This is a genomic window from Planifilum fimeticola, from assembly GCF_003001905.1.
GTDB lineage: Bacteria > Bacillota > Bacilli > Thermoactinomycetales > DSM-44946 > Planifilum > Planifilum fimeticola.
In genome coordinates this window covers 1-14634 of the sequence record NZ_PVNE01000022.1, presented here as the reverse complement: position 1 = coordinate 14634, position 14634 = coordinate 1, and the positions used below count along the sequence as shown (strand labels likewise).

Below are 14634 nucleotides of genomic sequence, written 5' to 3'. Positions count from 1 at the left end.
TCCATTTTCCAACATAAACAAACCGCGATATGGAAATCCCCGGACGCCCACGCCGATGATCCGACGTCCAATGGGAGAAAATGTGGATGGCCGCCGGCGAGGGGAAGGAAGGCATTCCGCATCGCAATCCTGGCAGGGAAGGGTGTTGTCCCGGTGGACGGAGGGGGTGTGCCGCTTCGTTACGCCTCAGACAAAGGGCTCAGCGACACACCCCTCCGGGTGTTTCCGCTTTTTCGGATTTCAGGTGTATGTGCATTCGCTTCCGAACACTATTCCCGGATGACCCGGATGCGCACTTCTCTGGTCAGTTCGGCGACCTGTCCGGGATCGAGGCCGCGTCCGTCGGGGTTGGCGGGGGTGACGCGGACGGCGATCGTATTTTCACCGACGGAGAGGGGGATGGATCGTTCAAAGGGGCCGCCCTCGTGAATCCGTGTCTCCCCGTTGACCGTCAGCTCGGCCTCCCTGTAGGCGTCTCCCCGGAGGAGGATGCTCGCCTGACCGGTCCGGGTGCCGTCCGCAGGTTCGTAGACGTGGAGGGGAATGTCCCGCCAGCGCTTCACTTCGTCGGTAACGAGCATTCGGTCGTCTCCTTCGTTTCTCACGGTGAGGGTCCGGTTGTCCAGTTCCTCGCCGTATTCCCCCTTTTCGACCCGGTCCCAGTTGCCCCGGGCGTATTTGTATTCGACCCGGGTTCCTTCCGTCAATTCCAGCGCCTTTTCCCACGTATGGTTACCCACATAGTCCATCTTCAGCTCCTCGGCGCCGGGGTTCCACTCGGCCTGCGGAAAGGTGCCGGCGAGGTGGACCGGGTGGTCTGTTCCGGTGTATTCGGGCACCTTCACCCGGAAGGTGACCCGCACCGGCGTTTCCTTCGGCGTCACCTGGACCGGATTGCTTTCGCTCCGGTTGAAGGAGGTGTCCACGGCGAGCACCCGGTAGCGGTAGGTGGTTCCGTTTTCCACGGTGGTGTCGGTGTAGGCGGTCTGATCGGCGCCGACTCTCGCGATTCGCTGCCATTCGCCCCTCCTTCCCTCGGTCACCGTCTGACGCTCCACTTCGTAGAAGGCCAGGTCATCGGCCTTTACCGGATCCCACTTCAGCGCCACCTGCCGGGACTGCTGGTGCGGCTGGTGCAGAACGGGGGACGGCGGCGCTTCCCGGTCGTCGGAGGGAACCGCGGTGACGCGCACGACGGGCGTTTCTGTCCACTTTTCCCCCAGGCTGGTGGAGAAGCGGAAGACCACCTCCCAGGTTCCCGGCCGGTCGGGGGTGAAGGTCACCGTGTACTGATCGGCCTTTTTGACGGAGCGGTCAAATTGGGCGTTCTGCCATGTGAATCCGCTGTCCTGTTTGTGTTTGAAGCCCACCTCCGCCAGGACCTGGTGGCTGGGCCGGTCCCGGCCGGTCACCCCTTTGACGGTCACTTGACCGATTGCGGTGATTTCCCTTTCGACGCCGATGACATGATTATCCGCTTTCGGCGTCCGGTTGACCGCCGACTGGATCGGCGCATGGGGAACCGCCGAAACGGCGGCTCCGGACTCGCTCCGGTTGCCGGCGGCATCGACAGCGATGACGCGGTAGTAGTAGCGGCGGCCGTTTTTCACCGCCCGGTCGGTGAAGGAGGCGCCCTTCGATTCCCCCACCTTGACCTCGTATCCTCCGTCGATCGGACTGCGCAGGATCTCATAGCGGGCCGCGCCCCGGACCGGTTGCCAAGTCAGGTGGACCCTTCCGTCCTTGCCCGTGGCCCGGATCCGCTCCACCTCCGGCGGGGGAGTGAGATCCTGCCCCGGCGCGGCGATCAGAATGGCTCCGTCCATCGGCTGCAGCTCGATCCGCAGCTTGCCGTCCTCCACCCGGTATTCCCGGTCGTTCCACACGTCCCGGAACAGGACTCCGTCCCGGACGAAGGATCCGACTTCCACTTCCCGGACGCCCCCCGATTTGCTGATGGCGATCACGGCGGCGCCGTCCGTCACTTTCCGCTTTTCCCCGGTTTCGTAGTTGACGATGTATTCGCTGTTGCCCAGGGCGTCTTTGCCGCCGGTGATTTTGCGGCCGAAGACGTAAGTGTCCCCTTCGGCGAACAGGGTGGTCAGGTCGCCGGTCATCAGTACCGGGTGCTGCTCGCGGATTTTTGCCAGCCGCCGAAAGTGTTCCAGCAGGTCCGTGTCGGGATTGTCCCAGGGATATGTGCGCCGGTTGTCGGGATCGTCAAATCCGGTCAATCCCGCCTCGTCCCCGTAGTAGATGGTCGGCGAGCCCGGATAGGTCATCTGGAGCAGGGCGGTCAGCTTGACCCGCTGACGGGCCAGGCGGTTGGCTTCGGCCACCCGCTCGTCGGACCATCCCTTCTGCTCGGCGGGGGTGAGCGGATGGTCCTTCTCCACATCGCCGTACACCTTCATCATTCGCATCGTGTCGTGGGAGCCCATCAGGTTCATCATCGCGTAAAAGGCTTCCCGGGGGTATGATTCGTAGATATCCATCAGACGGTTATCCAGTTCCGCGGCGTCGATCGGGCGGTGCCGGACATCCGTGTCGTCGAAGGGCTCGTCCAGCATGAACGCGATCACCGCGTTGCGGAATCGGTAGTTCATCGTCGAGTCGAAAGTGTCTCCCAAAAGGTCGTAGGTGGCGTCGTTCCAGTTTTCCGTGATCAGGATCGGTTCGCCGTTGGGCGGGTTCAGGTCCCCCCGCTGATCTCCCTTCAGATGGGCGCGCAGGGCTTGCCAGAAATCGCGGGCCACTTCCGGGGCCACATCCAGCCGCCAACCGCTCGCCCCCGCCCGGATCCAGCGGCGGGTGATGGAATTGTCGTTTCGGATGATGAAGTCGGCGAAACTCTTCACATTCAGCTCGCTTCCCTCCGGCGCCCGGATCACCGGCAGGCTGTCGTATCCCCACCACCCCTCGTAGGAACCGTCGTCATTGATGTGGAACCAGGACTCCCAGGGGGAGGCGTAGTGCTCCTTCCACTTCCCCTCCTTTTTCAGCTTCCAGGCCCACCAGGCGCCGATCTCCTCGGGACGATTCTCGGGGTCGCTCCATTTGCCGTACCGGTCGAAATATTTGCTGTCGTCCCCCACATGGTTGAACACCCCGTCGAGAACGATGTGCATGCCCCGTTTTTTCGCCTCCCGGGCCAGGAGTTCAAATTCTTCCTTCGTCCCGAACATCCGGTCGATCCGCTCGTAGTCCGCCGTGTCGTATTTGTGATTGCTGGTCGCCTCGAAGATGGGGTTGAGATAGAGGGTCTTGACGCCGAGGGATTCCAGATAGTCCAGCTTCTTTCGGATGCCGGCCAGGTCTCCGCCGTAGAAGTCGTTGCTCCAGATACCGTCCCCGTCATAGCCGGGAAGGTCCGACAGATCGGGATTGTCCGGCAGCTGTCCCCACTTTCGGTGTTCGATGGGCGCATCCCCCCGGCTGCCCCGGTCGTCGGCGGCGCGGTTGTTGGAGGGATCGCCGTCGTAAAAGCGGTCCGGGAAAATCTGATAGGTGATTCCCAGCTTGAACCAGTCGGGGGTCCGGAAATCCCGGTCGTAAACCGTCAGCTGAAAGTCGTGCGGATGGCCGTCGGTGGGCTCGCCGATGCCTCCGTCCTGCTCGGGCTGGTCCCCGTAACGGACGATGCGGCTGCCGTCCTGGAGTTCAAAATGGTACCAGAACACCGTGGGCCTGTCCGATGAGACCGTCGTCTCCCAATATTCCAACAGACCGTCCGGGGAGGTGCCGACCGGCGTCATCGGATGGACGGATTGCTTCTTTTTCAAGTCGTCCCACAGAATCAGCTTTACGGACTCCACATCCCCGGCCTTGGTCTGCATCCGGAGACGGACGGATTCCCCGGCCGGAACGGCGCCGAAGGGATGTCGGAAGAGCGGGTCGCGGGTGTCGTGCTTCAGCTCGTTCCAGTGGATATTGTCGTCCAACCCTTCCGCTGCGGCGGTTGGATTTTCCCCGAATGACGGCAGCAGGGTGAAGAGGAGTGCAATCGTTGCCGCGATGGAAATTGCCGATTTTCCTTGGATAAACATTAAAAATACCCCCTTTGAAATGAAATCGGTTGCACAAAACGCGATAAAAAACGACCTCGCTCGGGCGGAATAATTCTGAAAGGTCAAATTTATTTTACTCCAAAAATTCCATCCATGGCAAGGGGGGTAGCCGTTTTCCTCGATGGAAAAGAAGAACATACGCCGAAGGGGGCACCGGTCCCCTTCGGCGAGGTTGTGAAGGGAGTTGCACCGTGTGATAACAAGGGTTTTCGCACAAGAAAATGCGCACGTTTGGAGGAGGGGTGCCGGAACGGCCATTTTATCATGTGATTTTAGATGAACGGGTGCCGCGATCCGTGGACTTCATACAGGTGATGTGTTCGAATCTCAGTAACCGAAACCTACTCCGGCGAAGACAAAGATCGTTGCGATCACCAACAGGAAGATCAACAGCCGACGCAGACCAATGCCGTAACCGCCGTAGCCATAACCGCTCACAAACAACACCTCCTTCGGTTGTGTCATCTTAATCCTATGCAGTGCCGGACGATGGGGTTGGGTGGCTACCCCATGGTCACCAAAAATGGTCAAACGCCTTCAAGGGGGCTGCCGATAGGCGCCGATGGAAAAAGGCAACTTCGTACGGCCGCATGGAGTTGGGTCAATCATCCATCGCAAGCCGCAGGAGGCTACCTCTAACGTTTTATGGGTCGGAGGATCGTTCTATTATTGACAAAGGAAAAAATGATTCCATAGAATTAAATTGGATAAAATTTTTAATCATTCGGAGGGGAACCCATGTTCAGATGTTTTCGGAGGATGGGATCATTGGCCCTGATTGCCTTATTGGCGTTTGCTTCCACAGCGTACGCCGTTCCGTCGGTGCCGGTACATACCCAGGAGTTTACGAAAAAGATCAGTGCGGAGCGCATCTATCAACATATCGCCAAATTGGCCGACAGGGATGATGCGAGGATCGCGGGGTTCGAGGGGGAACACCGTGCGGCCGATTACATTGCCCGGGAATTGGAGAAATACGGATTGAACGTGGAGCGGCAGGTCTTCCCCTTCCTCGCCTTCCAGGACCGCGGTTCTGAAGTGCAGGTCGTCGAGCCGGAGCCGAGAAACCTGGACAGCCAGACCATGACCTATTCTCCGGCCACGCCGGAAGAGGGTTTGAGGGCGGAGCTCGTCTACGCCGGTCTGGGCTCCGAAGAGGAGTTCGCCCAGGTGGATGCGAAGGGGAAAATCGCTTTAATCAAGCGGGGAGAATACACCTTCTATGAAAAAACCCAAAACGCGGCGAAGTCGGGGGCCGTCGGAGCGATCATTTTCAACAACGCGTCCGGGAACATCAACGGAACTCTGGGAGAGCCCACGGATATTCCCGCGGCATCCCTGAGCGATGCGGAGGGGGAATCCCTGAAGGCACTGCTGGAACAAGGGATAAAAGTGACCGTGACCATGAAGGTGGACACGGTGTTGAAAAACAGCTATTCGCAAAACGTGATCGGCACGATCCCCGGCAAAAAGGGAGGTCCTTTCAAGGAGAGGAAGACGATCGTGGTGGGGGCTCACTATGACGGTGTGGATACTCCCGCCGCCAACGACAATGCTTCGGGGACCGGGACGCTCCTGGAATTGGCCCGGGTGCTGTCCAAAAAGCCGATGTACCATGATGTGAAAGTGATCTTCTTCGGTGCGGAAGAGGCGGGATTGGTGGGCTCCACCCATTACGTGGAATCCTTGGATCCCCGGGAGATCGCCGACATCGCCGCCATGATCAACATGGATATGGTGGGCGTCGGCGACACCATGGGGGTCATGACGGCGGAAGAGGGGGCCGTGTCCTTCGTGGCAGATCGGGCGGAGGAATATATCCGGGCTTACGGCCATCCCTACCGGCGAACCGTTTCCGACCGCAGTGACCACGCCCCCTTCGAAGCGGCGGGGATTCCCGTGGTCTTCCTGAATTACGGGCCGGATCCCAACTACCACACCGATGAAGACACGGTGGACAAGCTGTCCAAGAATAATCTGTACAACATGGGCGTTTTGGTCACCACGCTGACCCACGACATCGCCAATGACAAGAACTTGCCTGAACGGGGTGCAGCGTTTTCAGCCGAGGGCCTGAAAGGAGAAAAAAGGTTCCACAATCCCGAATTTGCGAACCGATAAAAAAGCAACTTTCAATTGGTTGAGAAAAAACGAGGCCGGGAGCGGCGCCTGTCGGGGCGCCGCCCCGGCCTCATCGCGTTTTGAATCAGGATACACCCGTCTTTTTCCAGTTTTCTACCGTGCCTGCCAACGTTCTTTCCTTCTCTTCCGTGGATCGGCTCCTCGCCAGCATGGTGCCGGCGATCAGGGCTGTCGCTGCGAAAAAGGCACCTCCAGCCAGCCCGAGGGTGCGCGGGGGAATCCAGTTTAGGCAGTGCGCCTGCTCCCATCAGGGCCGCTCCGAACACACCGTTTTGCAGAGAGGAGAGGAAGCCGTACACCCGTCCCAGACGGTCTGACGGCACTACGCGCATGATGAGGGTCTCGGTGCAAGCGTTGCCGATGCCGGCGGCCGTTGCCACCAGGACGAACAGAAAGACGGCGATCGGGAATGCCGTTGATTGGCTGGCCAGCATCCGGCAAAAGCCTTCTGCAAAAAGGGCGGCGGCGATGGTCGTCCGGATGTTTTTCGACAGCCGCTGAGCCAGTGCTCCACCCAGCATCAAGCCCGTACCCAGCGCCCCATAAAGGATGCCGGTGCCGGTGTTTCCCATGTCGAACACCTGGAAGGCATACACGCTGATCAATACATTCAGGATCCCGTCAGCCAATGGGACCAGGATGGCAAAGGCGAGCAGAATCCGGAGCAGCCGTGATGCGGCAATGAACGCGGCGATCTCGCGCCATGCGCTCTTTCCTTCTTGTGATGATGCGACTGCGCGGGGACGCCCTTCGCCCTCCGGAGGCGGGTAAACGATTTTACCGGTCATCAGGGCGGATGTGAAAAATGCACAGGCATTCAAGACGAAGGCAATATCGGTTCCCCAAGCAGCGGAGATGATCCCTCCCGAGACGGAACCGACGACCAGGACCGAGCCGAGCACCGTTTGATCGAGCGCGTTTGCCACCAGCAGGTGCTTTTCCTTTACGAGGAGCGGCACCGAGGCGTTGCTCGCGGGTGTGTGAAAAGCGTTGCATATTGCGATCGCGAAGGTGACGGCATAGATGATCCAAACATGATCGGGGGACGAGATGGCAACAAGAGACAGTGCCAGCAGTGCCCGCAGCAGGTCCGCCGCAATCATGATCCGTTTGCGCGGGATTTTGTCCGCCATCCAGCCGGCGAGTGATCCGAACAACAAATAGGGCAGGACGCGAAGGGCCAGAGTGAATCCCACTGCCAGCGGGGTACCGGTTATCTGCAGCAGGTGGCCGAGAACGGCCACGTTGAAAAAATATGATCCCACTCCTCCGATGAATCCGGCACCAACGAGCAGACGAAACGGTTTTTCCCTTTTCAGAAGGCGCCAGTATTCGCACATGGAAACGTTCCCCGGTCACGGGATGTCCGCCCACAGCTCCGGCGGATTGAGTTCGTATATTCCGTTCTCGCGGTACATGATGTGGTTTACGATCAGTTCGCGCCGGAGGGTGGCGAAATCGTCGTGGAATTTTTGGATGTGCTCGTTGATTTCCTTCTCGGTGTAGGAAGTGCCGGTTTTGAGTCCCTTGACGATGTGCTGCAGGACGATCAGCCTCTTTTTTCGCTGGGCGGGGATCTGCTTCAGCCGGCCCTCCGGGGTGAAAAAGTTCCGCAGCACCTCCTGTTTTTCCAGCTCCCGCTTTGCTTTTGCCCCTTGATCGGTGTTCTTCATCTTATCCTCCGCCTGTTTTTCAAAGGTTTCATGCGCTTCCTTCAGGACCACGTCCAGTACGGCCCGGGCCTTCCGTCGCAGCACTGTCTCCTGCAGGTAAAAATAGATGGTGTTTTTTTCCCGACGTTCCTTTACCAATCCCGCTTCCCGCAGCTTGGACATGTGGTGGGTGACGGTCGGCGGGCGGATGCCCAGTTTTCCTGCCAAAGCCTGCCCGTGCAGGGGTCCCCGCGCGAGCAGGGCCAGGATTCGGATGCGGGTCGGATCGGCGAGGGCTTTGTGAAAAAGGATCAGGCGCTGGAGTTGCAATCGTTGTCACCTCCCGTGTCCAAAAAATTAGACTATAATCTAATTAGATGTTTTACTAATTAGATTATAGTCTAATTAGTTGAGGATTCAAGACGTAATTTTTTTCATCCAACTGCGGATTCGTGTCCGTTTCTCCGTGAAGGATTGATTGTCGGATTCCATCGCGGCGATGGCCGCTTTTCTTTTTAATGCTTCCGGAGTACCGCCGGGGTGAAAACTCGGTTTTTGGGATGCGGCTGACCCAACCGGCGGCACGACCAGATGGCGGCCACCGAGGCGGCAAGGGCCAGCCCCATGATCAGCAGGGAAAAGGATGCCCCCGTGCGGGATACGGTGAAGGTAAACAGGCTGATGAACGCGACCCGCAGAGCGATGCCGAAGGTCTGAAAAAAGCCGTTGACCCTGCCGATCAGCCGGTTGGGCACCGTCTCCATCATGAAGGTGTTTCGGTTGATCCGGGTGCCGGCATTTCCCCATCCCAACAGCACCTTCATGAGGAGAAAGACGGAAACGGCCGGAACCAGGGCGACGGTGAACATGGCAGCCGTGAAAGCGGCAGTGGTGGTCAGTACGGCGCGGTACAAGCCGATCCGGCGGGACAGGGGGCCCATGGTCAGCCCGGCCAAAACCGCACCGACGGCATAGATGACTTCCGTCAGGGCATAGATGGAGGCATCCTGGTGCAGGGTTTTCGCGATATAGACGGGAAACAGGTAGTTGGTCACCATGACGGTGATGAACGGCATGAACGAAGCGGCGAAAAAAACGAACAGGGTGCGGTTCCGGCGGAGAAAATCCCAACCCTCTTTCAGGTCTTGCCAAAACGTCCTTTTGGCGAAAGTCGCTGCTGCCGGTACCGTTTCCCGGCCCTTTCCGCCGTTCTTTGGAAGCCGGACCCAGCCGATCAGCGCGAAGGCGGCCGAGTAAGTGGCGGCGTCCAGCAGCAGCACCTTCATCAGGCCCCATGTTTCGATCAGCAGGCTGCCCAGGGCGCCGGCCAGCATCGCCGACACCTGACCCTGGACTTCCATCAAACTGTTCAGGGTGCGGTACTGATGGGAGGCGTACAATTCCTGATTGAGGGCGAAGATGGTCGGAAAGTGAAAAGCGTAATACAGCGTTCCCGCAATGTAGATCAATAGCAGCTGCCAGTCGGCGAAGCCGCCGGCCCAGATTCCCCACAGGGCAAAGCCGGCGGTGACCAGCATACCGGTAAAATCATAAGACATATGTAATGCCCTGCGGGAGTGCCGGTCGACGAGAACCCCCGCATAGGGGGAAACCAGGAACAGGATGAGAGTGGACGCGATCGCCGCCCATCCGTACAGGGTTTCTCCCCCCTCCCGGTTCACCAGATGCCAGGGAACCCCGATCATGGTGGTTCCGGAACCGATGTGGGAAAGCAGGTTGGCCGAAAGGATTTTCAGGAAATTGGCGTCTTTGATCAGCTGCTTCATCGTGTCATCACCACCGGTTTGGCAGATTGGCGTTTTCATTATAGTCTATTTTCTAAACTTAGAAAACAATAATATTTAAAAAATAGAGGTAGTGCGTCATTTCCGGTGGAAATTAGCAAAAGTTTCCCTCGCTTGACCCTCCTTGGACCGCTCTGATATGATGTTTGCAGCGGACTGGCTCGTATATGTTCAGGAATATGGCCTGAATGTCTCTACCCGGCCACCGTAAATGGCTGGACTACGAGCATATGGGTCCCCGGACGCCTGATCCCTTCATCATATTTGTGACCATCCAAGGAATCAATCGGCCGGAGTCCCGTATCGCCGTAGGTGTCGCGGTACGGAGACTCCGGCTTGCTTACTTATTTGAAGAAAACATTTGCGGATCGGGTCCTCCAAGTGGCATGCTATGATCTGGATGGATCTGAACTCATACAAAACGGAAGGGATGAAGGATGGATAGTCAAACGGAACGCGTAGTGGTGTTGGACTTCGGGGGACAATACAACCAGCTGATCGCGCGGCGGATACGGGAATTGGGAGTGTACAGCGAGCTGGTCCCTTATCATGTGACGGCGGAGGAACTCGCCCGGATGAAGCCGAAGGGAATCGTCTTCTCCGGCGGCCCCGCCAGCGTTTATGCCGAGGATGCTCCCGCGTGCGATCCCGCCATCTATGAGCTGGGGATTCCCATCCTGGGGATCTGCTACGGGATGCAGCTGATCAGCGCCCGCTTCGGCGCCCGGGTGGACCGTGCGGGCAAGCGGGAATACGGGAAAGCGGAGCTGGAAGTGGTGTCCGACTCCCCGCTGTTTCGAGGCCTGGGCACTTCCCTGACGGTTTGGATGAGTCACAGCGACGCGGTGGTGGAACCTCCTCCGGGCTTTCGTGTCGACGGGAGGACGTCATCCGCGCCCGTGGCGGCCATGAGCGATCCGGAACGCGGGCTGTTTGCGGTCCAGTTTCATCCGGAGGTAAAGCACACGGAACAGGGGGATGAAATCCTCCGTCGGTTCCTGTACGACGTGTGCGGTTGTGCCGGGGGTTGGACCGCCGAATCCTTCATCGAGGATGCGGTGAAGGAGATCCGGGAAAGCGTCGGCGAGAAAAGGGTGCTCTGCGCCCTGTCCGGCGGGGTCGATTCTTCCGTCACCGCCGTGCTGATTCACAGGGCGATCGGCGATCAGCTCACCTGCGTTTTCGTTGACCACGGTCTCCTGAGGAAGGGAGAGGCCGAGAGCGTCATGCGCACGTTCCGGGATCACTTCCACATGAACGTGATCCAGGTGGACGCCCGGGAACGCTTCCTCTCCAAACTGGCCGGCGTGACCGATCCGGAGCAGAAGCGGAAAATCATCGGAAACGAGTTTATCCGCGTCTTCGAAGAAGAGGCCGAAAAGCTGGGGGATCACCACTTTCTCGGACAAGGCACCCTGTATACCGACATCATCGAATCGGGAACGGCGACGGCCCAGACGATCAAGTCCCACCACAATGTGGGCGGACTTCCGGAAGAGATGAAGATGGAGCTGATCGAACCCCTGAAGACCCTGTTCAAGGACGAGGTGCGACGGGTGGGGGAACAGCTTGGCCTCCCCCGGGAGATCGTCTGGAGACAGCCCTTCCCCGGGCCCGGCTTGGGGATCCGGGTGATCGGCGAGGTGACGGAGGAAAAACTGGCCATCGTCCGGGAATCGGACGCCATCCTACGGGAGGAGATCGCCCGGGCCGGCCTGGATCGGGAAATTTGGCAGTACTTCACCGTCCTTCCCGATTTCCGCAGCGTCGGAGTGATGGGGGATGCCCGAACCTACGCCTATACCGTGGGCATTCGGGCCGTTACCTCCGTCGACGGCATGACCGCCGACTGGGCGCGAATTCCCTACGACGTGTTGGAGAGGATCGCCAACCGGATTGTCGGAGAGGTGGAGGGCGTCAACCGCGTCGTGTACGACATCACCTCCAAGCCGCCGGCGACGATCGAGTGGGAGTGATAACCTCGGGCAAAACGGCCGGAAATGAGGGGTGTGCAGCGAGGGGCGGCACCCCCCGGCCTGATCTCGCATTCGGAACGAAAAGGAAAGGAGAAGCGAAAATGTCCAATGGATCGCCCGGGTTGGACCGCTTGTTCCGCCTGGCCGAATCAGGCACCAATTGGCGGAGGGAAGTTTTGGCGGGAACCACCACCTTTTTGACGATGGCGTATATCCTTTTGGTCAATCCCTTTATGCTCGGACAGGAGGCGGGAATGGACTTCGGGGCGGTGTTTGTCGCCACCGCCATCGCGTCGGCGATCGGAACGCTCCTGATGGGCCTTCTGGCCAATTATCCGATCGCCCTTGCTCCCGGTATGGGCTTGAATGCCTACTTTACCTATACCGTGGTTCAGGGCATGGGGATTCCGTGGCAGACGGCGCTGGGGGCGGTGTTCATTTCCGGGGTGATCTTTCTGCTCCTTACCGCCACCCGAATCCGGGAGATGATCATCAACGTCATCCCCTCGGGGCTGAAACACGCCGTCTCGGCGGGGATCGGCCTGTTCATCGCCTTTATCGGCTTGAAAAACGCCCAGATTATCGTCGGTTCCGAGGCCACGTTCGTCGCCCTCAATCCCGACCTGTTCCAGAAGGAAATCCTTCTCACTCTGTTCGGCTTGGTCGTCACCGTGCTGCTGATGATCCGCAAGGTGAGGGGAGCCGTCCTGCTTGGAATGCTGGTGACGGCCGTCGTCGGCATGATCTCCGGGGTTGTGGCGGCGCCGAAGGGCATTTTCTCTGCCCCGCCCAGCCTGGCACCCACCTTTATGAAAATGGATATCGCCGGCGCACTGGATATCGGACTGTTTACGGTGATTTTTGCCTTCTTGTTCGTCGACCTTTTTGACACCGCCGGCACCCTCGTGGGGGTCAGCAGCCAGGCCGGGCTGTTGAAGGACAACAAACTGCCGCGCGCCGGCCGGGCGTTGACGGCCGATTCCCTCGCGACGATTTCCGGGGCGGCGCTGGGTACTTCCACGGTCACTTCGTACATCGAATCGTCGGCGGGGGTTGCCGCCGGAGGAAGGACGGGTCTGACCGCCGTGACGACGGCCGGTTGGTTCCTGGTCGCCCTCTTCTTCTTTCCCCTGGTGGAATCCTTCGCTTCCGTGGCGGCCATCACCTCGCCCGCGCTGATCATCGTCGGTGTGCTGATGGCCGGAAGCCTGCGCGAAATCGATTGGAAGGATTTGTCCGAAGCGGTGCCCGCGTTTTTGACGGTCCTGATGATGCCCTTGTCCTTCAGCATCGCCACCGGGATCGCCATCGGCTTTATCCTGTATCCGATCGGAAAGATCTTCGCCGGAAAGGGGCGTCAGGTGCACCCCATCATGTATGTTCTGGCGGTGCTGTTCATTACGCGCTTTGCCTTCCTGGGGGCCATCTGATCCGATTCCCCGGAATCCGGAATTCCCCGTGAAAAATCGGCGGAGCTTTGAGGCTCCGCCTTTTTTGTTGCGGCGTATGATCCCCCTTTTCTTGTCGCACATTAGTATTAATGGAAGAAACCCGTACGAACGGGAAAAGAGGGATTCGTGTTTTCGCTGTGTGAAGGAGCGGTATGCTCATGCGGAGTCGTGCGTGGATCTCCCTGTTGATGGTGTCGGTCCTGTTGTTTGCCGTTGCTCCGGCGGCGGCATCACCCGCATGCCCGGAACCGGTGGCGGACACCGTTCGGAAACTGGTCAAGGAAAAGGAAGCGGCCGTCAACAGCGGGGATGAAGAGCGGTTTTTGCGGGTGATCCATCCAGATCGCCGGACCTACTGGCGGGAGCAGAAGCGCTGGTTTGAGGATGCCGTCCGTTATATCGATCCCGGTTCCTTCCGGATGGAAGTTGAGTCGATTGCTCCCGAACGCCCGTTTCGGGTACGCGCCCTGATCAAGCAGAGTTATCGCAAGGACGGAAAGACACGCTCCGTGAGGTATCCCCTTCGATTTGAAAAGACGGAGCAGGGTTGGAAAGATTCGGACCTCCCCTTCGAGCGGATGGCGTCGGGGGATGTGGTCGTCTTTTACACGGATCCCCGTTTGAAAAAGCAGGCGGCCGTCGCTTTGGACATCGTCAGCCGCGCCGTCGATGCGTTTTATGAAAAATTCTCATGGGTGCCGGCGGAAGCCGTCGAAGTAAAGTTGTACCACCACCCGGAGCTGTTCCGGCAGTCGGTGAAGCTCTCCCTGCCGGAGTGGGCGGCCGGTTGGAACGAAGCGGGGCAGTCGATCAAATTTGTGGGCGCCATTCAGATGGATGACTGGGAAGAAAGCTTCGCCTCCGGTCTGGTCCATGAGGTGACCCACAAGATGGTGAGCGAACGGACCGGGGATAACGCCGCCTACTGGCTGCAGGAAGGCGCCGCGGAGTATTACCAGACCCGGTTGCTTCCGGGGCTCTACAGCGTATCGGACGAACAACGGATCGACCGCCCCTGGCGCTTCGTGGTATTGGAATCCCTGCAGCTCGAGAAATTGCCCGTCAAGGAGGCTTCCCAATATTACTCCCAAAGCGCCGCCCTGTTCCGGTTTCTAATCGAGCGCTACGGTGAGAAAAAGATCGGGGAGGTGTTTGCCGTCCTCCGGCAGTTCCCCGTGATCGACCGGGACAGCACGGACAAGATTCCCGAATTGAACCGCCGGACCCGTGCGGCGATCAAGAAGGTGTTGGGGAAGACGATGGAACAGCTGGAGCGGGAGTGGATCAAAGAGTACAGGGAAGGCGCGTCACGGGGAGAAGGGATGGCCGACCGGTTTCCGACCGAAAAAATTGGTGATCATTTCCGGGTTGACGACGCGTCGAATCCGTGATAAAGTAGTTCATGTTTCGGCTCCAAAAAAGAGCCCGGAGGGATTCCAGCAAAAACCTCCGAAAAAAAGTGGTTGACAAACGGAACTGACCGTGATAAGATTAAATCCGTCGCCGCGAGAGAGGCGGCGGAAACGAGGAAGAAAGCGTTC

General features: G+C 58.9%; 9 protein-coding genes and 1 riboswitch. Of the genes, 4 read left to right on the top strand and 5 right to left on the bottom strand.

Annotated features, from left to right (window positions below; genetic code table 11):
* Positions 1–269 precede the first annotated feature (269 nt).
* Complete coding sequence (locus tag CLV97_RS12790; protein WP_170070514.1) at positions 270–4046, bottom strand: alpha amylase N-terminal ig-like domain-containing protein; 3777 nt, start codon at positions 4044–4046, stop codon at positions 270–272.
* A 348-nt stretch (positions 4047–4394) separates the two neighbouring features.
* Complete coding sequence (locus CLV97_RS18400) at positions 4395–4505, bottom strand: sporulation protein YjcZ (protein WP_211295749.1); 111 nt, start codon at positions 4503–4505, stop codon at positions 4395–4397.
* 300 nt (positions 4506–4805) lie between these two features.
* On the opposite strand from CLV97_RS18400, the gene CLV97_RS12780 reads away from it, so the two are divergent.
* Positions 4806–6188 (top strand): M28 family peptidase, encoded by a 1383-nt coding sequence (locus CLV97_RS12780; protein WP_106345930.1) that lies wholly within the window; start codon positions 4806–4808, stop codon positions 6186–6188.
* An 11-nt stretch (positions 6189–6199) separates the two neighbouring features.
* On the opposite strand, the gene CLV97_RS12775 is transcribed toward CLV97_RS12780, so the two are convergent.
* From CLV97_RS12775 to CLV97_RS12765, 3 genes are all read right to left on the bottom strand, one after another.
* Positions 6200–7549 (bottom strand): MFS transporter, encoded by a 1350-nt coding sequence (locus CLV97_RS12775; protein WP_106345929.1) that lies wholly within the window; start codon positions 7547–7549, stop codon positions 6200–6202.
* Positions 7550–7564: 15 nt separating this feature from the next.
* Entirely contained in the window at positions 7565–8191 is a 627-nt protein-coding gene (locus CLV97_RS12770) for a DUF2087 domain-containing protein (protein WP_106345928.1), read from the bottom strand.
* 185 nt (positions 8192–8376) lie between these two features.
* Positions 8377–9648 carry an MFS transporter gene (locus CLV97_RS12765; RefSeq protein ID WP_170070512.1) on the bottom strand — a complete coding sequence of 424 codons (1272 nt, stop codon included), beginning with the start codon at positions 9646–9648 and terminating at the stop codon, positions 8377–8379.
* 159 nt (positions 9649–9807) lie between these two features.
* Positions 9808–9909: riboswitch (purine riboswitch) on the top strand.
* 194 nt (positions 9910–10103) lie between these two features.
* Between CLV97_RS12765 and guaA the strand changes: the two genes are divergently transcribed.
* The 3 genes from guaA (at position 10104) to CLV97_RS12750 (ending at position 14484) form a co-directional block, all read left to right on the top strand.
* On the top strand, positions 10104–11642 hold the full coding sequence (gene guaA / locus CLV97_RS12760; protein ID WP_106345926.1) for a glutamine-hydrolyzing GMP synthase: 1539 nt from the start codon (positions 10104–10106) through the stop codon (positions 11640–11642).
* Between the two features lie 122 nt (positions 11643–11764).
* Positions 11765–13072: an NCS2 family permease gene (locus CLV97_RS12755; RefSeq protein ID WP_211295751.1), complete on the top strand. Its 1308-nt coding sequence runs from the start codon at positions 11765–11767 to the stop codon at positions 13070–13072.
* 179 nt (positions 13073–13251) lie between these two features.
* Positions 13252–14484, top strand: coding sequence for a peptidase MA family metallohydrolase (locus CLV97_RS12750; RefSeq protein WP_146130490.1), 1233 nt, complete (start codon positions 13252–13254; stop codon positions 14482–14484).
* Positions 14485–14634 lie beyond the last annotated feature (150 nt).

Excerpts from the sequence above, each read along its gene's own strand:
- CLV97_RS12790 (WP_170070514.1), bottom strand. The coding sequence starts at position 4,046 with ATGTTTATCCAAGGAAAATCGGCAATTTCCATCGCGGCAACGATTGCA.
- CLV97_RS12780 (WP_106345930.1), top strand. The coding sequence starts at position 4,806 with ATGTTCAGATGTTTTCGGAGGATGGGATCATTGGCCCTGATTGCCTTA.
- CLV97_RS12775 (WP_106345929.1), bottom strand. The coding sequence starts at position 7,549 with ATGTGCGAATACTGGCGCCTTCTGAAAAGGGAAAAACCGTTTCGTCTG.
- CLV97_RS12765 (WP_170070512.1), bottom strand. The coding sequence starts at position 9,648 with ATGAAGCAGCTGATCAAAGACGCCAATTTCCTGAAAATCCTTTCGGCC.
- guaA (WP_106345926.1), top strand. The coding sequence starts at position 10,104 with ATGGATAGTCAAACGGAACGCGTAGTGGTGTTGGACTTCGGGGGACAA.
- CLV97_RS12750 (WP_146130490.1), top strand. The coding sequence starts at position 13,252 with ATGCGGAGTCGTGCGTGGATCTCCCTGTTGATGGTGTCGGTCCTGTTG.